This is a genomic window from Stutzerimonas azotifigens DSM 17556, assembly GCF_000425625.1.
GTDB lineage: Bacteria > Pseudomonadota > Gammaproteobacteria > Pseudomonadales > Pseudomonadaceae > Stutzerimonas > Stutzerimonas azotifigens.
In genome coordinates, this window is sequence record NZ_KE384407.1 from 149813 (window position 1) to 171452 (window position 21640).

19 protein-coding genes and 1 pseudogene are annotated in these 21640 nt (G+C 69.5%); all 20 read left to right on the forward strand.

Going from position 1 to position 21640, the window contains the following annotated elements; all coding sequences use genetic code 11:
* Nucleotides 1–24: 24 nt before the first annotated feature.
* The 20 genes and pseudogenes from H610_RS0109200 to H610_RS0109295 all read left to right on the forward strand — a co-directional run bounded on the left by H610_RS0109200 (nucleotide 25) and on the right by H610_RS0109295 (nucleotide 21431).
* The gene (locus H610_RS0109200) at nucleotides 25–531 is read left to right on the forward strand and encodes a hypothetical protein (protein WP_028239380.1); all 507 of its coding nucleotides are present in this window, start codon (nucleotides 25–27) and stop codon (nucleotides 529–531) included.
* Nucleotides 532–541: 10 nt separating this feature from the next.
* On the forward strand, nucleotides 542–985 hold the full coding sequence (locus tag H610_RS0109205; protein WP_028239381.1) for a DUF421 domain-containing protein: 444 nt from the start codon (nucleotides 542–544) through the stop codon (nucleotides 983–985).
* Between the two features lie 70 nt (nucleotides 986–1055).
* A complete protein-coding gene (locus H610_RS23660; RefSeq protein WP_051231636.1) occupies nucleotides 1056–1565 on the forward strand; it encodes a DUF2243 domain-containing protein in 510 nt (169 codons plus the stop codon).
* A pseudogene (locus H610_RS23665) lies at nucleotides 1520–2246 on the forward strand (cytochrome c oxidase assembly protein). The gene H610_RS23660 and the pseudogene H610_RS23665 overlap by 46 nt, the downstream one beginning before the upstream one ends.
* 98 nt (nucleotides 2247–2344) lie before the next feature.
* The gene (gene rimO, locus H610_RS0109220; protein WP_028239383.1) at nucleotides 2345–3667 is read left to right on the forward strand and encodes a 30S ribosomal protein S12 methylthiotransferase RimO; all 1323 of its coding nucleotides are present in this window, start codon (nucleotides 2345–2347) and stop codon (nucleotides 3665–3667) included.
* 1445 nt (nucleotides 3668–5112) lie between these two features.
* Nucleotides 5113–6291, forward strand: coding sequence for a DegT/DnrJ/EryC1/StrS family aminotransferase (locus H610_RS0109225; RefSeq protein ID WP_028239384.1), 1179 nt, complete (start codon nucleotides 5113–5115; stop codon nucleotides 6289–6291).
* Between the two features lie 11 nt (nucleotides 6292–6302).
* Nucleotides 6303–7835 carry a lipopolysaccharide biosynthesis protein gene (locus H610_RS0109230; protein WP_028239385.1) on the forward strand — a complete coding sequence of 511 codons (1533 nt, stop codon included), beginning with the start codon at nucleotides 6303–6305 and terminating at the stop codon, nucleotides 7833–7835.
* Entirely contained in the window at nucleotides 7826–8761 is a 936-nt protein-coding gene (locus H610_RS0109235; protein ID WP_028239386.1) for a glycosyltransferase family 2 protein, read from the forward strand. Before H610_RS0109230 ends, H610_RS0109235 begins: the two co-directional genes overlap by 10 nt.
* Nucleotides 8762–8813: 52 nt before the next feature.
* Nucleotides 8814–11024, forward strand: a complete 2211-nt coding sequence (locus H610_RS0109240) for a polysaccharide biosynthesis tyrosine autokinase (protein WP_028239387.1) — start codon at nucleotides 8814–8816, stop codon at nucleotides 11022–11024.
* A gap of 42 nt (nucleotides 11025–11066) precedes the next feature.
* Nucleotides 11067–11825 carry a WbqC family protein gene (locus H610_RS0109245; protein WP_028239388.1) on the forward strand — a complete coding sequence of 253 codons (759 nt, stop codon included), beginning with the start codon at nucleotides 11067–11069 and terminating at the stop codon, nucleotides 11823–11825.
* Between the two features lie 85 nt (nucleotides 11826–11910).
* A complete protein-coding gene (rfaH, locus tag H610_RS0109250; protein WP_028239389.1) occupies nucleotides 11911–12414 on the forward strand; it encodes a transcription/translation regulatory transformer protein RfaH in 504 nt (167 codons plus the stop codon).
* A complete protein-coding gene (locus tag H610_RS0109255) occupies nucleotides 12411–13631 on the forward strand; it encodes a glycosyltransferase family 4 protein (protein ID WP_028239390.1) in 1221 nt (406 codons plus the stop codon). The genes rfaH and H610_RS0109255 overlap by 4 nt, the downstream gene beginning before the upstream one ends.
* A complete protein-coding gene (locus tag H610_RS0109260; RefSeq protein ID WP_028239391.1) occupies nucleotides 13609–14895 on the forward strand; it encodes a hypothetical protein in 1287 nt (428 codons plus the stop codon). The genes H610_RS0109255 and H610_RS0109260 overlap by 23 nt, the downstream gene beginning before the upstream one ends.
* 22 nt (nucleotides 14896–14917) lie before the next feature.
* Nucleotides 14918–16222: a hypothetical protein gene (locus tag H610_RS0109265; protein ID WP_028239392.1), complete on the forward strand. Its 1305-nt coding sequence runs from the start codon at nucleotides 14918–14920 to the stop codon at nucleotides 16220–16222.
* Between the two features lie 28 nt (nucleotides 16223–16250).
* On the forward strand, nucleotides 16251–17360 hold the full coding sequence (locus H610_RS23670) for a glycosyltransferase family 4 protein (protein ID WP_084166423.1): 1110 nt from the start codon (nucleotides 16251–16253) through the stop codon (nucleotides 17358–17360).
* Nucleotides 17361–17425: 65 nt separating this feature from the next.
* A complete protein-coding gene (locus H610_RS0109275) occupies nucleotides 17426–18631 on the forward strand; it encodes a glycosyltransferase family 4 protein (protein ID WP_028239393.1) in 1206 nt (401 codons plus the stop codon).
* Between the two features lie 59 nt (nucleotides 18632–18690).
* Nucleotides 18691–18876 carry a hypothetical protein gene (locus tag H610_RS0109280; RefSeq protein WP_028239394.1) on the forward strand — a complete coding sequence of 62 codons (186 nt, stop codon included), beginning with the start codon at nucleotides 18691–18693 and terminating at the stop codon, nucleotides 18874–18876.
* Nucleotides 18873–19877: a glycosyltransferase gene (locus tag H610_RS0109285; protein WP_028239395.1), complete on the forward strand. Its 1005-nt coding sequence runs from the start codon at nucleotides 18873–18875 to the stop codon at nucleotides 19875–19877. The genes H610_RS0109280 and H610_RS0109285 overlap by 4 nt, the downstream gene beginning before the upstream one ends.
* A gap of 13 nt (nucleotides 19878–19890) precedes the next feature.
* Nucleotides 19891–20964: an acyltransferase family protein gene (locus tag H610_RS23675; RefSeq protein WP_051231638.1), complete on the forward strand. Its 1074-nt coding sequence runs from the start codon at nucleotides 19891–19893 to the stop codon at nucleotides 20962–20964.
* A gap of 77 nt (nucleotides 20965–21041) precedes the next feature.
* Nucleotides 21042–21431, forward strand: a complete 390-nt coding sequence (locus H610_RS0109295) for an ABZJ_00895 family protein (RefSeq protein ID WP_028239396.1) — start codon at nucleotides 21042–21044, stop codon at nucleotides 21429–21431.
* Nucleotides 21432–21640: the final 209 nt, after the last annotated feature.

The following is a 21640-nucleotide window of genomic DNA, read 5'->3' on the forward strand; positions in this document are numbered from 1 at the left end:
CAAGGGCCGCGAGCCGAGGACCCCATGGCCGACAACCGCGACGAGCTGGAAAGCCGCAGCTACCCGATCCGCGAGGATATGACGCTGCAGCAGCGGCTATGGAAGACCGAGCGCGTCGGCTGGTACCTGATCCTGCTCATTCTCGTCCTCGCGCTGGCCGGCCTGTTCAGTACCGGCCCGCTGAGCCGGGTCAACGCACAGACGCCCAGCGGCCAGCTGGCCGTCGACTACCAGCGCTTCGAGCGGCTCGGCGCGAGTTCGGACATGCGCCTGACGATCCGCGGCAGCCCGGGCGAAACCCTCTGGCTGACGCTCGACGGCGCGCTGCTGGAGCGCTTCGCGCTGGAAAGCATCCAACCCGAGCCGGCGCTGGCGGAAGGCGCCGGCAGCGGCATGCGCCTGCAGCTCACGCTCGGCGGCGACAGCGCCACGCTCAACCTGACGCTACGGCCCAACGGCGTCGGGCCGGCGCGCAGCCGTGCCCAGCTGCGCGGCGAAACGCTCGACATCAGCCAGTTCGTCTACCCCTGAGGAGTCCAACGTGGATTCGGTTCTTCGCGCCGCCGCCGTCTACTTCGCCGTGCTGCTGGTGCTGCGCTTCGCCGGCCGGCGCACGTTGTCGGAGATCACCACCTTCGATTTCGTGCTGCTGCTGATCATCGGCGAGGCCACCCAGCAGGCACTGCTCGGCGACGACTTCTCGGTGACCAACGCGGTGGTGGTCATCGTGTCGCTGATCGCCTTCGACATCGCCCTGTCGCTGCTCAAGCGCCGCTCGACGCGCCTGGCCAAGTTCATCGACGGCGAGCCGATGATCATCGTCGAACACGGCCGTGTGCTGCAGCGGCGCCTGGACAAGGCCCGGGTCGGCGAGGAAGACATCCTCGAAGCGGCGCGCAATACCCAGGGCCTCGAGCGCCTGGACCAGATCAAGTTCGCCATCCTCGAGAAGGACGGCAAAATCTCGATCATTCCGGAGCGCTGAATCCCTCTGAGCGCCGCTGAATCCGTTCGCGACGTGCAGCCACAACGGTAGGCAACAAGACGGAGGCCGAATGGAGAGCCGTTCCGGCATTCTCGACACCCGACGCTCGCTGCTGGCGACCGCGCTGATCGGCGTCGGGCTGATGGCCGCGATCGACGAGATTGTCTTTCACCAGCTGCTCGCCTGGCACCACTTCTTCGACCGCGCGACGCCGGCCATCGGCCTGCTGTCGGACGGCCTGCTGCACGCCGCCGAACTCATCCTGCTGGTCGCCGGCTTCTTCCTCTTCGCCGAGCTGCGCCAGCGGCGAACGCTGGCGGTCGGCCATGCCTGGGCCGGGCTGTTCCTCGGCGCGGGCGGTTTCCAGCTGTTCGACGGCATCGTCGACCACAAGGTGCTGCGGGTGCACCAGGTGCGCTACGTCGAGGATCTCTGGCTGTACGACCTGGGCTGGAATGCCGCCGCCCTGCTCCTGCTGCTGATCGGGGCGCTGCTGTGGCGCCGGGCGCGGCGTGGGGCGCTGACGCGCTGCCGATGGGGCTGGCGGCGCTGCTCGCCGGCCTCTACCTTCTCGGCGTAGCCCGACTCGCCCGGAACTGGCCGGCCGCACGCACGGCGTGCTTTCTCTTCGGCTGCGCCCTGCTCGCCGCCGCGCTGGCACCCTCGGCGCAGCACTGGGCACACGGCGACCTGCGCGGGCACATGGCTCAGCATCTGCTGCTGGGCATGTTCGCCCCGCTGTCGCTGATGCTCGGCCAGCCCGGCACCCTGCTGCTCAAGGCGGCGCCGCCGAGCGCTGCACGACGCCTGACCGCCCTGCTCGGCAGCCGGCCGCTGCGCGTGCTGACACATCCGGTCTCGGCGCTGCTGCTGGACATCGGCGCACTGTACCTGCTCTACCTCACTCCGCTGTTCGCCTGGAGCCAGCGCCAGCCGGTGTTGCACGGCTGGCTGCTGCTGCATTTCCTCGTGGCCGGATACCTGTACAGCTGGTCGATCGCCGGCCCCCCACCGCCCGGGCTTTCGCCCCCGCCTGCTGGTGCTGTTCGCCGGCACCGCGGCCCACGCGCTGCTGGCCAAGCTGATGTACGGCCACGGCTATCCCCGCGGCGCCGGCGCAGCGCCCGAGGATCTGGAGGTGGCCGCCGTGATGATGTACTACGGCGGCGACCTGGCCGAACTGTTGCTGGCGGTCCTGCTGTTCGCCGCCTGGTACCGGCGCCGGCCGAGCAGCGGGCCGCTGCCCGTCACCGGCCGCTGAAATCCGGCACGACGACCGGCGCCTGGAGGTGGCTCGAAAGGGCCTAAAGCGCTGTATACTCGCGCGCCATTTTTTCCGGTGTCCTGAGGGTTTCTCCCATGAGCAAAGCGCCAACAGTCGGGTTCGTCAGTCTTGGCTGTCCGAAGGCGACGGTCGATTCCGAGCGCATCCTGACGCAGCTGCGCATGGAGGGTTACCAGGTGGTGCCCACCTATCAGGATGCCGACGTGGTGGTGGTCAACACCTGCGGCTTCATCGACAGCGCCAAGGCCGAGTCGCTGGACGCCATCGGCGAGGCCATCGCCGAGAACGGCAAGGTGATCGTCACCGGCTGCATGGGCGTGGACGAAGGCAACATCCGCGACGTGCACCCGAGCGTGCTGGCGGTCACCGGGCCGCAGCAGTACGAGCAGGTGGTCAACGCCGTGCACGAGGTGGTGCCGCCGAAGGTCGATCACGACCCCTTCGTCGACCTGGTGCCGCCGCAGGGCATCAAGCTCACCCCGCGCCACTACGCCTACCTGAAGATTTCCGAAGGCTGCAACCACAGCTGCAGCTTCTGCATCATCCCGTCGATGCGCGGCAAGCTGGTCAGCCGCCCGGTGGGCGACGTGCTGTCCGAGGCGCAGCGCCTGGTGAAGGCCGGCGTGCAGGAGATCCTGGTGATCTCCCAGGACACCAGCGCCTACGGCGTCGATCTCAAGTACAAGACCGACTTCTGGGACGGCCGCCCGGTCAAGACGCGCATGAAGGAGCTGTGCGAGGCGCTCTCCTCCATGGGCGTGTGGGTGCGCCTGCACTACGTCTACCCGTACCCGAACGTCGACGACGTCATCCCGCTGATGGCCGAGGGCAAGCTGCTGCCCTACCTCGACATCCCCTTCCAGCACGCCAGCCCCAAGGTGCTCAAGGCGATGAAGCGCCCGGCCTTCGAGGACCGCACGCTGGCCCGCATCAAGCAGTGGCGCGAGCTCTGCCCGGAGCTGACCATCCGCTCGACCTTCATCGTCGGCTTCCCCGGCGAGACCGAGGAGGACTTCCAGTACCTGCTGGACTGGCTGACCGAGGCGCAGCTCGATCGCGTCGGCTGCTTCCAGTACTCGCCGGTCGAGGGCGCCCCGGCCAACGAACTGGGCCTGGAGCCGGTGCCGAACGAGGTCAAGCAGGACCGCTGGGAGCGCTTCATGGCGCACCAGCAGGCGATCAGCGCGGCGCGCCTGCAGCGCAAGATCGGCCAGGAGATCGAAGTGCTCATCGACGAGGTCGACGAGGAAGGCGCCATCGGCCGCTCTTACGCCGATGCCCCGGAAATCGACGGCATGGTCTACGTCGACAGCGAGCAGCCATTGCAGCCCGGCGACAAGGTTCGCGTACGGGTGACCAACGCCGACGAATACGACCTCTGGGCCGAGGTGATCTAACCCCGGCGTCCCTCGCCCTTCGAGCGGCCCGTCTCCCGGCGGCAGGGAACGGGCCGCTTTCGCATCATTGCATGCATGCGAGTTGGGCGTAGGGTGGGCCGGGCGGCGTTCCGCTTCAGCCCACCAATCAATCCGGTGCAGCCCTGCCCTCACCCCAGCCCTCTCCCGCGGGGAGAGGGAGTGGCTTCGTGTCGACTCCAACTGAGTGCAGGCCCGTTTCGCGGCCCAGGCCGCTCCCACAAAAGAGCGTGCCCGCACAGCGGCCGCGGGAGCGCTCGGACGTCATCGCACGCGTGGGCGCAGGGTGGGCTTGAGCCCACTATTCAGGCGATGCACAGCCCAACATTTGTCAGCTCTGGCTGAGTGCCCGGTTCGCGAGCAAGCTCGCTCCTACGGAAAAGTGGCTCGTTGCGGCTGCGTGGGATCTTGACCATGAACTGGCTCGGCCCATACCGGATGCCAGGTCGCAGGCAGAGCCTGCTCCTACGCGAGCGGGCATCGAAATCAGGGCAGCGCCGACGCTTTCCCTTCTCCCCCGGGAGAAGGTGGCCCGCAGGGCCGGATGAGGGGAAAGCCTGCCCAGGCGTCGTTGCACGCCTGGGCGTTGGGTGGGCCGGGCGGCGTTCCGCTTCAGCCCACCAATCAATCCGGTGCAGCCCTGCCCTCACCCCAGCCCTCTCCCGCGGGGAGAGGGAGTGGCTTCGTGTCGACTCCAACTGAGTGCAGGCCCCCATTCCCGGCGGATGCCAGGTCGCAGGCAGGGCCTCCCCCCTACGGGAGCGGGCGTCGAAATCACGGCAGCGGCATGCGCCACCCCTGGCAGAAGTATTTCTCGCGGCTTCGCTTGACAGCGAAGCGGCCGTGGTCAATACCTAGTCTTGCAGCAAAAAGCTGAGAGTTCGGTCACATACCCAACAATCAAGAAGACCCTGTTCTCCTTTGCTGCCTCCCCAGCCGGATTGGTATCCGCCGCAGGGACAGTCGGCGCGCCGCAAGGTGCGCGATCAAGGGAATGAGTTCGGCGAAAGCCGAGGGCGGTAGCCATCCGAAGCCACCGGTCGCGACCTGCGGCCATGCGTTCGGAAACTCCCAGACATCGAACCGGGCCCGCCACGGGCACCTGGTGGCGGTAGCCTTGCCCGGCGCAAGGCTTCGCTGACGGCGTTGGTCACCCGCAGGACCACGAAAAGGGCACGAGGCCCGGCAAGTGCAGTTTCCTCAGGGAGAGAGAAATGGCCGCTCGATCTGCGTACACGGAGGCACGCGTAGCCCTTCCGCTACCCAGGCCACGACAGCCCCGCCCGTCCAGGCGGCAGGAGCTGCACCGCTTCACGGCCAGCGACCCTCGGCAGGGTTCGCGGCCCGCTACAGGACAACGCTTTCACCGACCCAACCAGGCCCACTCCGGTGGCGCGCACGGCCGTGCGCTCGACAAGGAATTCGCCATGACCATCAACGTCACTCGGTCCTATCTCGGTAACAAGGACAAGTTCAAGCGCTACGTGGACAGCATCTACGCCAGCAACTGGCTGACCAACCACGGGCCGCTGGCGATCGCGCTGGAGGAGCGGCTGAAGGACTACCTGGGCGTGCGCAATATCGTCCTGACCAGCAACGGCACCCTGGCACTGCAGATCGCCTACCGCGCGCTCGGCCTGAGCGGCGCGGCCGTCACCACGCCGTTCAGCTTCGTCGCCACCGCCAGTTCACTGGAGTGGCAGGGCATCCGGCCGGTGTTCGCCGACATCGACGAGGCCACCTGGACGCTGGACCCGGCGCAGATCGAGGCGCGCATCGACCACGAGACCCGCGCCATCGTCGCCACCCATGTGTTCGGCAACCCCTGCGACGTCGAGCGCATCGCACAGCTGGCCAGGCTCTACCACCTGAAGGTGGTCTACGACGGCGCCCACGCCTTCGGCGTGCGGCACCAGGGCGAGTCGGTGTTCAACTGGGGCGACGTCAGCACGCTGAGCTTTCACGCCACCAAGCTGTTCCACACCATCGAGGGCGGCGCCATCGTCACCAACGACGACGAACTGGCCGCGCGGATTCGCCTGCTCTGCAACTTCGGCATCGTCGACACCGACCAGATCGACGGGCCCGGCATCAATGCCAAGCTCAACGAGGTCTGCGCCGCCATGGGGCTGTGCATCCTCGACGACCTGGACGCGATCCTCGAGCAGCGCGCCGAGATCGCCCATCGCTACGAGCGCACGCTCGGCGAGCACTTCGACCTGCAGCGGGCGCAGCCGGGCAGCCAGCGCAACCACGGCTACTTCCCGCTGGCGCTGCGCGACGAGGCCCAGCTGCTGTGCGTGCGCGCCGCGCTCAACGGCCAGGACATCAACCCGCGGCGCTATTTCTACCCGTCGCTGGACACCCTCGACTACCTCCAGCCGCAGGCCCCGCAGCCGCGCTCCCGTGCCCTGAGCGACCGCGTGCTGTGCCTGCCGATCTACCCGGGCCTGCCGCGCGGCGTGCAGGAGCGGATCATCCGCACGCTGGTCCGCGAGGCCACCGGCGCCCGCGCCACCGCCGTCTCGCTGTACCGCCCGCTGTCCACGGCGCTCGACGCGTTGCGCGCCCCGGCGGCCGGGGTCGAGTTGAAGCAGAGTTGTTGAGGTCGCTCGCGATGTCGGACGCCGGCATGTTTTCCATGGTGCGCAACACCGGCCTGAGCTACCTCGGGCAGGCCTACGCGCTGCTGGTGGGAATTGTGGTGCTGCCCTTCTACCTGGGGCACCTGGGCGCCGAGGCCTACGGGCTGATCGGCTTCTTCGCCGTCATGCAGGCCTGGCTGCAGGTGCTCGATGCCGGTCTGTCTCCCTCGCTGGTGCGGCAGGTCGCCAGCCACCGCGGCGGCGGCGGGACCGACGGCCTGCCGGGGCGGCTGCTGCGCTCGTTCGAACTGATCTTCCTGCCGATCGCCGTGGCCACGGTGGCCGGCATCGGCCTGGGCAGCGGCTGGATCGCCGATCACTGGCTGCAGGCGCAGCAACTGGACGTCCAGGTCATCGCCCGGTGCATCGCGCTGATGGGGCTGATGGTCGGCCTGCGGCTCTACATCACGCTGTACAAGAGCGGCATCCAGGGCATGGAGCGGCACGCCTGGCTGAACGGCGCCAACGTCGCCATCGCCAGCCTGCGCTACCTCGGCGGCCTCTGGCTGGTCGCCCGGGTGACCCAGGAGCCGCTGCATTTCTTCCTGTTCCAGACCGCGGTCACCCTGGTCGAGGCCGCGCTCTTCGCGGTCCAGGCCTATCGCCTGCTGCCCGCCCCGCATCGGCTGACGGGGTTCGACTGGCGGGTGGTCCGGCCGGTGCTGCCGTTCGCCGCCGGGCTGTCGCTGACCACGCTGCTGTCGATCGTCCTCACCCAGCTGGACAAGGTGCTGCTGTCCAACCTGCTGCTGCTGCGCGAATACGGCTACTTCTCGCTGGTGGCGCTGATCGCCACGGGCCTGACGACCCTGGCCAACCCGCTGGTGCAGACGCTGCTGCCGCGGCTGACGCTGCTCACCGCCGAAGGCCGGGTGGCGGACATGCAGGCGCTCTACCTGAACGCCAACCGCTTCATCTGCAGCATCCTGTTCCCGCTGGCCGGGGTCATCGCCTTCCACGCGCGCGACCTGCTGTTCGCCTGGAGCGGCGACGCGCAGGCCGCCCAGTGGAGCGCCGCGATCCTGCCCTGGTACGCCGCCGGCAGCGCCCTGCTGGCGGTCGGCGCCTTCCAGTTCTACCTGCAGTACGCCTATGGCCGGCTGCGCATGCACATCTGGTACAGCCTGGTCTCGACGGCGATCAGCATCCCGGTGGTGGCCTACGCCGCATTCTCGGCGGGCGCGCTGGGGGCGGCGCTGGCCTGGTTCTTCCTGCGCCTGGCGACCCTGGCGATCTGGCCGACCATCGTCCACCGGCGCTTCGCCCCCGAACTGCAGGGGCCGTGGATGCGCGACCTGTTGCGCGTCGCCGCGGCGACCGCGCTGGGCCTGCTGCTGGGCGAACCGCTGTTCGACGCCATCGCCAGCGAGGCGCGGCTGGACATCCTGCTGGCACTGGCCGCCTCCGGGCTGCTCTGCCTGCTGCTGGTCACCGCCAGCACCCGCGGCGTGCGGGAGCGGCTGTACCTCATGGCCCTCGGACCGAGTACCCGGAAATGGATCTGAAGCACGAACACGCGCTGCTCGCGCGCTGGGGCGGCCACACCACACCCCTGCTGAGCATCGTCTGCCTGGCCTACAACCACGAGGCGTTCATCGGCGCGACCCTCGACGGCTTCCTGCGCCAGGAGACCGATTTCCCGTTCGAGATCATCGTCCACGACGACGCCTCCAGCGACGGCACCGCCGCGCTGATCCGCCAGTACGCCGCGCGTTATCCGAACATCATCCGGCCGATCTACCAGACGCAGAACCAGTACAGCCTCGGCGTGCCCTTCAGCACCGCCCTGTTCGCCCAGGCGCGCGGCCGCTACATCGCCTACTGCGAGGGCGACGACTACTGGACCGACCCGCGCAAGCTGCAGATCCAGGTGGACTTCCTCGAGCACAACCGCGACTACGTGATCACCTATCACGACGCCTTCATGTTCGACGAGCGGGGCGTGATCCGCTCGCCGCATCTCGGCGCCCGCTACCGGCGCGACGCCAGCGCGCTGGAGCTGATGCGCGGGCGCCCGCTGTCGACCCTCACGGTGTGCTTTCGCAACCTCGTCCATGAGCTGCCCGCGGAGCTGCACGGCGTCGAGGTGCTGGACATCTGCTGGTGGTCGCTGCTCGGCGCCCACGGCAAGGGCAAGTTCCTCGAGCAGATCCAGCCGGCGGCCTACCGCGTGCACCAGGGCGGGATCTTCTCCATGCGCCCCAGCCGGCAGCGCATCCGCATGTCGCTGCATGCCTACTACAGCCTGGCCCGCTACTACCAGCGGATCGGCAACGAGGCGCTCTACCAGCACTTCATGGCCGAGGTGTTCTGCCACGCGCTGGCGCTGATCTCCCCGGCGCGCAAGCTGCGCGCGCTGCTGACGGTCGCCGCCAACGCAGGCGCCAACCTGGCCCGCCGACTGGTCCCGGCTGCCGGATTGAAACACTGATGCCATTGCCGAGCGGCGGAGCCGCGACGTCGTCGATACAGGAAGGAGCCGCATGACCGCCCTGACCCGTCCCGCCATCGAGTACGAGGCCGACAACCGCATCGACCTGGCCGGCATCCTGCGCGCGGCCTACGACCACAAGGCCTTCATCGGCGCGGTCACCGGGCTGTTCGGCGCCTGCGGCCTGGCCTACGCGGTAATGGCCACGCCGGTCTACCAGGCCAGCTCGATGCTGCAGATCGAGCCGAAGAAGAGCGGCCTGAACGGTACGCCGGAAGTGGTGCTCAAGCCCGACTCGGTGTCGCAGGCGACCACCGAGATCGAGTTGATCCGCTCGCGTGCGGTGCTCGGCAAGGCGGTCGAGGAACTGAAGCTGTACATCACCGCCGAGCCGCGGCGCGTCCCGCTGCTGGGTGGCTACCTGTCGCGCCGGCACGATCCGAAGCACGACGGCCCGCTGGCCGCGCCCTTCCTCGGGCTGGGCGCCTACGCCTGGGGCGGCGAGCGGATCGAGGTGTTCCAGCTCGAGGTGCCGGACGAGCAGCTCGGCCAGCCGCTGACGCTGATGGCGCAGGAACCGGGGCGCTTCATGCTCTACGACGCCGACGACGCGCTGCTGTTGTCCGGCGCGGTCGGCGAGACCAGCGAGCGCAACGGTTTCCGCATCCAGGTCGCCGAGCTGCTGGCGCGACCGGGCACCGAATTCCGCCTGATGCGCGACCGCCCGCAAACCAGCGCGCTGGACTACCGGAAGCGCCTGAAAGTCAGCGAGGCCGGCAAGGACTCGGGCATCGTCCACCTCGCCATCGAGGACCGCGACCCGCAGCGGGCCAACCGCATCCTCGACGAGATCGGCCGTCTGTACGTGCGCCAGAATGTCGAGCGCAGCTCCGCCGAGGCCGCGCGCCGGCTGGAGTTCCTGCGCTCGCAGGTGCCGCTGCTGCGCCAGGAGCTGGAAAAGGCCGAGGCGGCGCTGAACGCCTACCAGACCAGCGCCCGCTCGGTGGACATCAGCATCGAGACCAAGGCGGTGCTCGACCAGATCGTCGCGCTGGACACGGTGATCTCCGAACACCGCCTGAAGAAGGTCGAGTACGACCGCCTCTACACCCCTGAGCATCCGCTCTACCAGACCCTGATGACCAAGATCGGCGAGCTCGAACAGCAGCGCGCCGGGCTGCTGAAGAAGGTCGAGGTGCTGCCCTCCACCCAGCAGGAGCTGCTGCGTCTCAAGCGCGACATGGAGGTCACCACCCAGACCTACACCCTGGTGCTGAACAAGGCCCAGGAGCAGGACGTGATCCGCGCCGGGACCCTCGGCAACGTGCGCGTCATCGACCCGGCCTACGCGCGGGTGGACAAGCCGGCCAGGCCGGTCCGCCCGCTGGTGGTGGTGATCGCCGTCCTCCTCGGGCTGATGGTCTCGGCGGCGCTGCTGCTGCTGCGCCAGGTGTTCTACCGCGGCCTGGACACTCCGATGCCGATCGAGAACCTCGGCCTGCCGGTGTACGCCACCCTGCCCCACTCGCCCCGCCAGCAGGGCCTGTACAGGCAGCGCAAGGGCCAGCTCGCGCGCCCGCGGCTGCTGGCGCTCGCCGAGCCCGAGGACCTGGCCGTCGAGTCGCTGCGCAGCCTGCGCACCAGCCTCAAGTTCGCCATGCTCGAGACGCGCAACAAGGTGCTGATGATCAGCAGCCCCACCGCCGGGGTCGGCAAGTCCTTCGTCTCCAGCAACCTGGCGGTGGTCAGCGCCCAGGCCGGCCAGAAGGTGCTGCTGATCGACGCCGACATGCGCCGCGGCCACCTGCACCGGCTGTTCGGCCTGGCGCCGCGCGCCGGATTGTCGGACATCCTGGCGAGCGGCACTGGCTTCCCCAGCTCGGCCTGCAGGACCGAGCTGCAGAACCTGCAGCTGCTGTGCGCCGGCCAGCATGCGCCGAACCCCTCCGAGCTGCTGACGCACCCCAACTTCGCCAAGCTGCTGAAGGTGGCCAGCCAGTTCTACGACCTGATCATCGTCGACACGCCGCCGGTGCTGGCGGTCACCGACGCCGTGCTGGTGGCCCAGCAGGCAGGCACCAGCCTGCTGGTGGCGCGCTGCGGGCAGAGCACCGCCGCGCAGATGGAGGCCGCGCGGCGGCGGCTGGTCCAGAACGGCGTGTTGCCCAGGGGCGCCATCTTCAACGGCATCAAGCGCAAGGCCTCGACCTCGGCCTACGACACCGGCGCCTACGGCTACTACAGCTATCCACGCAAGGCCTGACCCATGCAGCCACAGCCGTACGCCACGCACAGGAGACTCGCCATGCTCAGGACGGTCGCGATGATGCAGCCCTACCTGTTCCCCTACCTGGGCTACTTCCAACTGATCGCCGCCAGCGACCTGTTCATCCTCGGCGACAACCTGCAGTACGAGAAACGCAGCTGGATCAACCGCAACCGCATCCTCTGCAACGGCCGGGCGACGCTGATCACTTTCCCGCTGCGCAAGGACCGGCTACAGGTGCCCATCGGCGGCCGCCGGCTGAGCGACGACTTCGGCCGGCACGCCGCGGCCATCCTCAAGACCGTCACCCACAGCTACGCCCGCGCGCCGCAGCGCGCCGAGGTGCTGCCGCTGATCGAGCGGATCCTCGCGTTCCCCGACCACAACCTGGCCAGCTTCGCCGAGCACTCGATACGCCAGATCTGCGCCTACCTGGGCATCGAAACGCCGATCCTCCGGGCCTCGGCATTCGAACTCGGGCCGGTGGACAGGCAGGAGCGCGTGATCCAGCTGGCGCACCGGGTCTCGGCGCTGCGCTACCTCAACCCCATCGGCGGGCTGGAGCTGTACTGCCCGAAGCGCTTCGAGGCCAGCGGGCTGATCCTGCGCTTCCTGCGCATGGACGAGATCGTCTACCCGCAGCTTGCCCACCCGTTCGTGCCCAGCCTGTCGATCATCGACGTGCTGATGTTCAACGACCGCGCCACCGTCAGGGCCCTGCTCGGCCACTACACGCTCGAGCAAGGCCGCCCGCAGGACGCGCACCCGCCACGGGCCCCCACCGGGGCCTGCGCCTGACATGCACGACCACAGGACAACATTCGCAGACCATTTACCGGCCAGTGACGGCCGGTCCGGCCTGCCCGCTCGAGGAAGGACTCTCATGCCACCGTTTGAACAGGGTGCCCGCTGGTACCTGATCCAGACCCGCCCCCGGCAGGAAGCACGGGCCGAAGAGCACCTGCGGCGCCAGCATTTCGAATGCTACCGGCCGCTGAAGCAGCGCCAGGGCGCCGGCGGCAAGGCCGAGGAGCCGCTGTTTCCCGGTTACCTGTTCATCCGCCTGGACCGGGTCGAGGACAACTGGTACCCGATCCGCTCGACCCGCGGCGTCGCGCGCATCGTCAGCTTCGGCGGCCAGCCGGTGCCGGTGGAGGACGCGCTGATCGAGCAGCTGCGCTGGCGCCTGGCGCAACCCGCCGCCCCGTTCTGCCCGGGCGAGCGGGTGCGCATCACCGAAGGCGGCCTCCAGGCGGTGGAGGCGATCTTCGTCAGCCAGGACGGCGAAGAGCGCTCCGTCATCCTGCTGCGGCTCCTGCAGCGCGAGCACAGGGTCAGCGTGCCGACCCGCTACCTCGACTGCTGCCCGTCGTCGTCGGCGCCATGAACGTCCTGCTGCTGAACGCCTTCTATCCGCCCGACGTGCTCGGCGGCGCGGAGGTCATGGTGCGCCAGCTGGCCGAGGGCCTGCGCCGCCGCGGCCACCGGGTCGCGGTGCTGGCCACCGGCTCGCACCCGGGCCTGCATCCGGAGATGCTCGGCGGCGTACGCGTCTATCGCGCGGGGCTGCGCAACCTCTACTGGCATTTCACCCAGCAACGACCGAACCGCCTGCTGCGCCTGGGCTGGCACCTGCTGGACCGCTACAACGCGGCCATGCGCCTGCCGCTGCGCCAGGTGATCGAGCTGGAGCAGCCGGACGTGGTGCTCAGCCACAACCTGGCCGGCTGGTCGATCTCGGCCTGGGACGAAGTGCAGGCCGCGGGCCTGCCGCTGGTGCAGGTGCTGCACGACTACTACCTGCTGTGCCCGAAGGACACCATGTTCCGCCACGGCTGCGACTGCCGGCGCCAGTGCGGAAGCTGCGCAGCCCTGCGCCGCCGCCACGCGCAAGCCTCGCACAAGGTCAGGGCAGTGGTGGGCGTGAGCCGCTTCCTGCTCGAGCGCTTCGAGGACCACGGGTTCTTCCCCTGGGCGGCGCGCCATGTGCTGCACAACCGCCTGCCAGGCAGCGCCCTGGCGCCCACGCCGGCGGAGCACGACGGCCCGCTGCGCTTCGGCTACATCGGCACCCTCTCGGGGAACAAGGGCGTCGGCTGGCTGATCGAGCAATTCCAGCGCCTGGACATCGACGCCACGCTCAGCCTCGCCGGGCGTGGCAAGGACGACGACGAGGCGCGGCTGAAGGCGCTGTGTCGCTCGCCACGCATCGGCTTCGTCGGCTACCGGCGCACGACGGACTTCCTGCGCGAGATCGACGTGCTGGTGGTGCCCTCGCTGTGGGCCGAGCCCTTCGGACTGGTGGCGGTCGAGGCCTGCGCCGCAGGCCGCCCGGTGATCGCCAGCCGCATGGGCGGGCTGCCGGAAATCGTCCGCGAGCGGGTCAACGGCCTGCTCTGCAGCCCCGACGAGCCGGACTCGCTCGGGCAGGCGATGCTGCGCCTGTGCTTCGACGCCGCGCTGCGCCGTCAACTGGCGGCCCAGGCCCCGGCGAGCGTGGCGGCGATGACCGATCAGGAGGCGATGCTCGACGAGTACGCCTTCGTGCTGGGCGACGCGGTCGCCCACGGGAAGGCGCGCCATGCCACCGTCCCCGTGCGCTAGGCGCAGCCCGCTGGAAATCGACAAGGCCTCGCTGGCGCTGTGGTTGGCCGCCTCGCTGCTGCTGGTGGAGACCTTTTCCGGCGCGCTGCGTTTCTATCTGGACCTGGCCGGCGTGCCCTGGCTGCTGTACCTGCCGAAGGTGGCCTGCCTGGCGATGGTCGCACTGGAACTGCTGAGGTTCCGCGGCACGCCGCTGTTCTGGCTGCTGCTGCTCGGCCTGCTGACCTCGAGCCAGCTGGCGCTGCTGCACGGCGCGACGGCGCGGAACCTGGGGTTCAGCCTGTTCATCCATGCGCCGCTGCTGTTCGGCCTGTTCTGCGGCCGGCACCTGCAGACGAAGGCCGGCGAACTCGGCAGCCTGGTCGCCCTGTGCCTGCTCGCCTCGCTGCTCGGCGCCCTGCTCGACCTGCTCACGACCGTGCCCTGGAAGGGCTACAGCTACCTGCTCGGCACGGTGGAGCTCAGCGGCAACAAGTCCTGGGGCTTCGGCGACACCGACCGCATCGCCGGCTTCGCGCGGATGTCCACCACCCTGGCGGTGATGATCGCGGTGTACGGCCTCTATCTCGCGCCCTTCACGCGAACATGGCTGCTGCGCCTGGCGCTGCACGCGGCGGCGCTGGGCGGGATCCTGCTGTCGACCAACAAGTCGGCGCTGGCGGCCTACGCGCTGACCCTGGCGGCCCTGGGCTTCGCCCGCTACCGGCCGGTCTGTGCCGGCGCCGCCGGGATCGCCGTGCTGGCCGGGATCGCCCTGCCGGTCGCCAGCCTCCTGCTGAGCTTCGATGCCAACCAGGCCAGCGGCCGCAGCGAGCACCTGCTGGCGTCCTTCTTCGATCGCCTGGTCAACAGCTGGCCGGGCTTCGCCGGCAGCGTGCTCGACCACGGCTGGCTGGTCTGGGGTGCCGGCTTCGGCGCGGTCGGCAGCAGCGGCGCGGCCTTCCCGCTGGACGGCCTCGACCTGCTGGCGATCGCCGACAACAGCGCGCTCTACCTGTGGGGCCTGTTCGGCCTGGCCGGCGTGCTGCTGTACCTGATGCTGATTCCGCTGCTGCTGCGCCTGCAACGGCCGGCCACGCGCCAGCGGCTGGCCCTGTTCGGCGTGGTGCTGTGCCTGAGCCTTGTGGCCTGGACCACGGACGTGCCGGAAGTGCCGGTCGCCGCCCTGTTCCTCGGCATCGCCATCGGCCAGGCCATGGCGGTCGGTGCCCAGCCGCGCCGGCAGCCGGCCTCGACGCTGCCCGACATGCTTGCGCTCAGATGAGGTGACCCCATGGACGATTCACATGCCGCTGCGCCCCGACGCCCTGTTCAAGACCCTGCTGGCAGGCCTGCTGTGCCTGGTCCTGCCCAGCATGGCTCGGCCTGAGGCGCCGTCGTTCACCGTCGGCGTGTGCTCGCACCGGATGCACCAGAGCCCCGACGACGGCCGCGAGAACCGCCTGCTGGCGGCCGCCGGAGTGACCTCGGTGCGCACGGACGCGCACTGGGCGCACGTCGAGCGCCGGCGCGGCCAGCTGGCCATCGAGCCCGGCTGGACCGACTACCTGGACGACGGCGCGCGGCGCGGCCTGGAGACGCTGCTGATCCTCGGCTACGGCAACAACCATCACGGACAGGGCGACAAGCCCCGCACGGAGCACGTGCGCGAGGCCTACGAGCGCTACGTCGACTATGTCGCCGGGACCCTGCGTGGGCGCGTCGGCCACTACGAGATCTGGAACGAATGGGACGCCGAGGACCCGCACGATCCGGCCCTGGCCGAGGACTACGCCCGGCTGGTGCGCGCGGCGGCGCGGCGCATCCGCACCGAGGACCCGGACGCCCTGGTCCTCGCCGGCGCGGTCACCAGCGCCGGAATCGAGGCAGGCTTCGCCCACCGGCTGATCGACCTGGGCGTGCTGCAGGCGGTCGACGGGCTGTCGCTGCATCCCTACGTGCACTGCCGCGGCGCCGGCCGCGACACGCCGGAGGCCTGGATCGACTGGCTGCGCTCCGTCGCCCGCAGCCTGAACCAGCGCGCCGGCCGGATGGTGCCGCTGTACCTGACGGAGATGGCCTGGCCGTCGCACCAGGGGGCCTGCGGCATCGACGAAAGGCAGCAGGCGGCCTTCCTCGCGCGGGCCTTGCTGCTGGCGAGGACGCTGCCGAGCATCCGCGGCCTGTGGTGGTACGACGCGCGCAACGACGGCAGCGACCGCCACGAGCGCGAGCACAACTTCGGGCTGCTCGACCACGACCTGGCGCCCAAGCCGGCCTACGCCGCGCTGGCGGCCGTCGCGCCGGTGGTCGCGCACCACGACTACCGTGGGCGCATCGACGCCGGCGACGACCGCGTCCACCTGCTGCATTTCGCCAACGGCAGCGAGCTGCTGGCCGCCTGGACCGCCGGCCCGCCGCGAAGCGTCGTCATTCGCGCACCGGGGCCGATCGAGGGCCGGGTGCAGTGGCTGGACACCGCCAGCCCCGAACGGGGGCTGATCAGCGGCGAACAGACCTGGCAATGCCTGTCCGGGGAGTGTCGGGCGACGCTCGAGCTCAGCGGCTTCCCCAAGCTGGTGACGATCGCCGCCGAACCCGTGGAACGGTGAAAGACGGTGCAGTGACGAGGAGTTCTTCATGATCGTGGTCAACGCGCGCTTCCTGACCCAGCAGACCCGCGGCGTGCAGCGCTTCGCCGAACAGATCAGCCTGCAGCTGGCGGCGCAGCGCACCGACCTGGTGTTCGTCGCCCCGCACGACGTGCTCTCGGAGAGTAGCGCCCAGCGACTGGACGTGCGCCGCATCGGCCGCCACACCGGGCACCTGTGGGAGCAGCTCGACCTGCCGCTGTGGCTGGCCCGGCATGGCAACCCGTTGCTGGTCTCGCTGTGCAACACCGGCCCGCTGGCCTACCGCAACCAGATCGCCGCGCACCACGACATCACCTACGTGCGCCACCCGGAAAGCTACACGCGGCGGTTCCGCTGGGCCTATCGCCTGCTGCTGCCGCTGCTGCTCGGCCAGGCCAGGGCGCTGATCACCGTCAGCGAGTTCTCGCGCCGGGAGATCGCCGGGTTCTATGGCTACCCGCCCGGGCGAATGCTGGTGGTGGCCAATGCGGTGGGCGAGCCGTTCCGGCCCAGCCCGCCCGGCGGCGACCGGCCCGCCTGCCGCCCCTACCTGCTGGCGGTCAGCTCGCCCAGCGCGCACAAGAACTTCGCCCGCCTGATCGAGGCGTTCCGCGGCCTGCAGGGGCACGACGAGGTGGAGCTGCGCATCGTCGGCGATTCGCACCCGAGCTTCGCCGATCCGGCCCGGCCGCTGGAGAGCGACACGCGCATCCGCCTGCTCGGCCGGCTGAGCGACGAACAGCTGATCGAGCAGTACCGCGGCGCGACGGCCTTCGTGTTCCCATCGCTGTACGAGGGCTTCGGCATTCCGCCGCTGGAGGCCCAGGCCTGCGGCTGCCCGGTCATCGCCAGCCGGGCGGCGGCGATCCCGGAGGTGCTGGGCGACAGCGCCGGCTACTTCGACCCGGCCAGCGTCGCGGACATCCGCCGCGCGATGCACCGGGTGCTGGCGGACGCGGCCTGGCGCGAGACGCTGGTGCTGCGCGGCCAGGCCAACCTGACGCGCTATTCCTGGCAGGCCTCGGCGGCCCGCGTCTCGCGCCTGATCGACCGGTTCTGCCGCCGGCCCGGCTACGTCGGGCCCACCGAATTCTCCCTGGAACGCCAGGAACCCTGACGCGGCCGTTCCCGCCGCACGACCGTTGCTGCCCGTCCGCCCCTTGCCCGTCTCAAGGAACGCCTATGAAAATCGCCATCATCCACGACTGGTTGGTCACCTATGCCGGCGCGGAACGCGTCCTGGCCGGGCTCTGCGCCGCCTGGCCGGAGGCCGACCTGTTCGCCGTCATCGATTTCCTCTCCGACGAGGACCGCGCCTGCCTGGGCGGCAAACGGGCGACCACGACCTTCATCCAGCGCCTGCCCAAGGCCCGGACGCGCTACCAGAAATACCTGCCGCTGATGCCGCTGGCGATCGAGCAGCTGGACATGTCCGGCTACGACCTGGTCATTTCCAGCAGCCATGCGGTGGCCAAGGGCGTGCTCACCGGGCCCAACCAGCTGCACATCAGCTATGTGCATTCGCCGATCCGCTACGCCTGGGACCTGCAGCACCAGTACCTGCACGAGTCCTACCTGAACAGGGGCGTGAAGGCCAAGCTGGCGCGCATGCTGCTGCACTACATGCGCATGTGGGATCAGCGCACCGCCAGCGGCGTCGACGAGTTCATCGCCAATTCGCACTACATCAGCCGGCGCATCAACAAGAGCTACCGGCGCCAGTCCACGGTCATCTATCCGCCGGTCGATACCCGCGCCTTCGGTCTTTGCGCGGAGAAGGAGGCGTTCTATCTCACCGCCTCGCGCATGGTGCCGTACAAGAAGATGCCGATGATCGTGGAGGCCTTCAGCGCCATGCCCGACAGGCGCCTGGTCGTCATCGGCACCGGCCCGGACATGGAGAGGGCGCGGGAACTCGCCGGCCCCAACGTGACCCTGCTCGGCCACCAGTCCTTCGACGTGCTGCGCCGCCACATGCAGCGGGCGCGCGCCTTCGTGTTCGCCGCCGAGGAGGACTTCGGCATCGCCCCGGTGGAAGCCCAGGCCTGCGGCACGCCGGTGATCGCCTTCGGCCGAGGCGGCGTGTTGGAAACGGTACGCGGGCTGGAGCACCCGCAGCCGACCGGGGTGTTCTATCCGCAGCAGACGCCCGCGTCGCTGATCGCCGCGGTCCGGCAGTTCGAGCGCGAAGGCGAGCGGATCAGTTCACAGGCCTGCCGGGACAATGCCGAGCGCTTCGGCGTCGAGCGCTTCCAGCAGGAAATCCGCGCCTTCGTCGAGTCCCGGGTACGCGAGGTGGCCCTGCATCAGGGGCAGATCGCCCATGCCGCGCCGAATCCGTTGCTGGTCGCGCCGGTGTACGCCGCCGTGCCGGCCAAGCAGGCCTGAAGCACCGCGCTGTCGGTGGCGGCGCCGCAGCACCCAGCATCCCGCCAGAGGAACGCACCATGCCGAAAGCGCTCACCGAAGGTTCGCGCATCCTTGCCGACGGCTATGCCTACGTCGAGGTGGGCGGCCCCCGATCCAGACCCGCCAGGCCGCTCCGGCTGATCCAGGGCGGTCGCGCCACGCCGCTCGAAACCGACGAGCGGCACGACATCCGGGAAGCCCCGAGCAAGCGCGAGGACACATGAAGCAGAAGCACGCCACCACGCTGGTGACCGTCACCTATGGCGACCGGCTGGCCTACCTGCGCCAGCTCGTCGAGCGTTCGCTGGCCTCGCCGCAGGTCGAACGCATCGTCATCGTCAGCAACGCCTCGAGCGCGCCGCTGGAGCAACTGCTCGCCCGCTGGCCCGAACAGATCATGCTCGTCGAACTCGGGCGCAACACCGGTTCGGCGGTCGGCTACGGCCACGGCCTCCGCGCGGCGCTCGAGGCCGGCGCCGAGTACGTCTGGATGATGGACGACGACAACGCGCCGGTCGCCGATGCCCTCGACGTCCTGCACCGCACGCTCGAGCGCCTGGCGGCGACGCATGGCCGCGATGGCGTGGCGGTGCTCGGCTTCCGTCCCACCCAGCAGGCCGACATCGCCGCCGGCGTGCCCTCGCGCTACGCGATCCAGCCGCCTTCGAGCTATTTCGGCTTCCACCTCGCCCAGCTGCCCTACAAGCTCTGGCGCCGCTTGCCCTGGGGCCGGCCGGCCGGCACACCGCCGGCGCTGGTCAGCCTGCCGTTCGCGCCCTACGGCGGCATGCTCGCCCATCGCAGCCTCTACCAGCGCATCGGCGTGCCGCTGCCCGACCTGGTGCTCTACGTCGACGACACCGAATACACCCGGCGCATCACCGCCGGCGGCGGGCATCTCTACCTGGTCACCGAGGCGCGGCTGGAGGAACTGGAGACCTCGTGGAACGTCCGCGCGCGCCGGCCAAACGTCTACGACACCTTCCTGCTCGGCGGGTCCGACTTGCGCGCCTACTACAGCGCGCGCAACCAGGCCTGGTTCGACCGGCACCGCTGGGCCGCCTCGAAGCTGATGCACGGGCTCAACCGGGCGGCGTTTCTCTGGCTGCTCCGACGCTTCGCCCGTCGCCGCGGGGCGGGCACGCGCCTGGCCCTTCTCGAACGCGCCATCCGCGAAGGCGAGACCGGGCGGCTCGGCGCCGACGACGGCTTTCCCCTGGCCTGAACGGAGCAAGAGCATGGCCGATCCGCGCGCCAACAACTTCGACTGCATGCGCTTCGTCGCCGCCGCCCTGGTGGTGCTCGGGCACAGCTACTGGCTGTCCGGGCGGGCGCACTCCGAGCCGCTCCGGGCCTTCACCGGGCACTCGGACATGGCCGACGTCGCGGTCAACGTCTTCTTCGTCATGAGCGGCTACCTGATCCATGCGTCCTGGCGGCACAGCGCCGGCCCGCTGGCGTTCATCGGCAAGCGGGCGCTGCGGATCTTTCCGGCGCTGGCCGTCTCGGTGCTGTTCACCGTCCTGGTGATCGGCCCGCTGACCACCGAGCTGCCGCTGGCCGAATACCTGAGCGCGCCGCAGACCCGGGCCTACCTGGGGAACATCGCCCTGCTGACCCACTTCCAGCTGCCCGGCGTGTTCGTCCACAACCCCTTCCCCGACACCGTCAACGGCTCGCTCTGGACGCTGCCGTACGAAGCCTTCATGTACCTGTCGCTGCTCGCGCTGGGTATGACGGGGCTGCTGCGGCGGCTGAGCACGGTCGTGCCCCTGGTGCTGCTGGTGGTCTACTTCTGGCTGATCCCGACGCTGGAGCTCCAGAGCCTGATCCTCGCCAAGGGCTGCCGGCTGGGCCTGTTCTTCTACGCCGGCGCCCTGCTCTACCAGTATCGCCGCCGCCTGCCCTGGAGCTGGAAGGTCGCCGTACCGCTGCTGGGCCTCGCGCTGGCCACCGCGGACACGCCCGGGTGGTTCCTGGTCCATGTGCTGACGCTGCCCTACCTGGTGATCTACCTCGCGCGGCTGAAGGTGCCGCGGCTGTCCGGCTTCGCCAGGTACGGCGATTTCTCCTACGGGCTGTACATCTTCAGCTTCCCGCTGCAACAGGCGCTGATGCACGGTCTCGGCCCGCAGCTGCCGCTGCCGGCCTTCATGTTCCTCGGCCTGGCCGGCAGCCTGGTGCTGGCGGTGCTGTCCTGGCACCTGGTCGAAGCGCCGGCGCTGGCGCTCAAGCGCTACCTGCCGCGGCCCTCGCGCCACGAGGCCGGACTGGGCGGCGGTCCCGTGCGGGCGCAGTCAGACTTTGGTTGAGGTGACGCTCGCCCCCTTTACCGCCATGCTCTGATCGTCCAGCCTGCGGACCAGGTGAAAACAACAAGAGACACGCGATGACGATCAAGGGTGTGGTGCTGCGCTACCTGCTGACCTACGTGGGCTTGCTGCTGTTGCTCGGGCAGGCGCTGAGCATGCTCGGCATCGGTGCCAACGAAGGCATCTTCATCGGCCTGCTGGTGGGCTCCGGCCTGTGGCCGTGCCTGATGTTCGGCCGGCGCAACGGGCGCTATTTCGACCGCAGCGAAAAGACCCTGGTGGTCGCCTCCTTTCTGCTCATCGACCTGATCTTCCAGATCATCTTCGGCAACCTGCTGCTGCCGGGCATGGCCCCGCTGCTGGAGGTGCTGCTGGCCTTCGCCGTGTTGGTGCTGCTGCACGCGGTGGTGATCACCCTGGTGGTGCAGTGGGCCGGCCGCCTGCTGGCGCGCAAGGGGCTGGCGTAGGTTGGATGAGGCCGCCTGGGTTGAGCGGAGCGAAGCCCAGCGAATTTCCCTGGTGTCGGGGCGCGGCATGACGCAAAGCCTGCGCCTACTTCTCCCGCAGGGCCGGATGAGGGCGCGAGAAACCGACGAGCGTGGTCCGAACCCTTGGCGTGCATCGGGCTTCGGCGTTGCGCACCTCAACTCGATGTTCACTCCGCTTTCGCGGCCAA

Excerpts from the sequence above, each read along its gene's own strand:
- H610_RS0109200 (WP_028239380.1), top strand. The coding sequence starts at position 25 with ATGGCCGACAACCGCGACGAGCTGGAAAGCCGCAGCTACCCGATCCGC.
- H610_RS23660 (WP_051231636.1), top strand. The coding sequence starts at position 1,056 with ATGGAGAGCCGTTCCGGCATTCTCGACACCCGACGCTCGCTGCTGGCG.
- rimO (WP_028239383.1), top strand. The coding sequence starts at position 2,345 with ATGAGCAAAGCGCCAACAGTCGGGTTCGTCAGTCTTGGCTGTCCGAAG.
- H610_RS0109225 (WP_028239384.1), top strand. The coding sequence starts at position 5,113 with ATGACCATCAACGTCACTCGGTCCTATCTCGGTAACAAGGACAAGTTC.
- H610_RS0109230 (WP_028239385.1), top strand. The coding sequence starts at position 6,303 with ATGTCGGACGCCGGCATGTTTTCCATGGTGCGCAACACCGGCCTGAGC.
- H610_RS0109235 (WP_028239386.1), top strand. The coding sequence starts at position 7,826 with ATGGATCTGAAGCACGAACACGCGCTGCTCGCGCGCTGGGGCGGCCAC.
- H610_RS0109240 (WP_028239387.1), top strand. The coding sequence starts at position 8,814 with ATGACCGCCCTGACCCGTCCCGCCATCGAGTACGAGGCCGACAACCGC.
- H610_RS0109245 (WP_028239388.1), top strand. The coding sequence starts at position 11,067 with ATGCTCAGGACGGTCGCGATGATGCAGCCCTACCTGTTCCCCTACCTG.
- rfaH (WP_028239389.1), top strand. The coding sequence starts at position 11,911 with ATGCCACCGTTTGAACAGGGTGCCCGCTGGTACCTGATCCAGACCCGC.
- H610_RS0109255 (WP_028239390.1), top strand. The coding sequence starts at position 12,411 with ATGAACGTCCTGCTGCTGAACGCCTTCTATCCGCCCGACGTGCTCGGC.
- H610_RS0109260 (WP_028239391.1), top strand. The coding sequence starts at position 13,609 with ATGCCACCGTCCCCGTGCGCTAGGCGCAGCCCGCTGGAAATCGACAAG.
- H610_RS0109265 (WP_028239392.1), top strand. The coding sequence starts at position 14,918 with ATGCCGCTGCGCCCCGACGCCCTGTTCAAGACCCTGCTGGCAGGCCTG.
- H610_RS23670 (WP_084166423.1), top strand. The coding sequence starts at position 16,251 with ATGATCGTGGTCAACGCGCGCTTCCTGACCCAGCAGACCCGCGGCGTG.
- H610_RS0109275 (WP_028239393.1), top strand. The coding sequence starts at position 17,426 with ATGAAAATCGCCATCATCCACGACTGGTTGGTCACCTATGCCGGCGCG.
- H610_RS0109280 (WP_028239394.1), top strand. The coding sequence starts at position 18,691 with ATGCCGAAAGCGCTCACCGAAGGTTCGCGCATCCTTGCCGACGGCTAT.
- H610_RS0109285 (WP_028239395.1), top strand. The coding sequence starts at position 18,873 with ATGAAGCAGAAGCACGCCACCACGCTGGTGACCGTCACCTATGGCGAC.
- H610_RS23675 (WP_051231638.1), top strand. The coding sequence starts at position 19,891 with ATGGCCGATCCGCGCGCCAACAACTTCGACTGCATGCGCTTCGTCGCC.
- H610_RS0109295 (WP_028239396.1), top strand. The coding sequence starts at position 21,042 with ATGACGATCAAGGGTGTGGTGCTGCGCTACCTGCTGACCTACGTGGGC.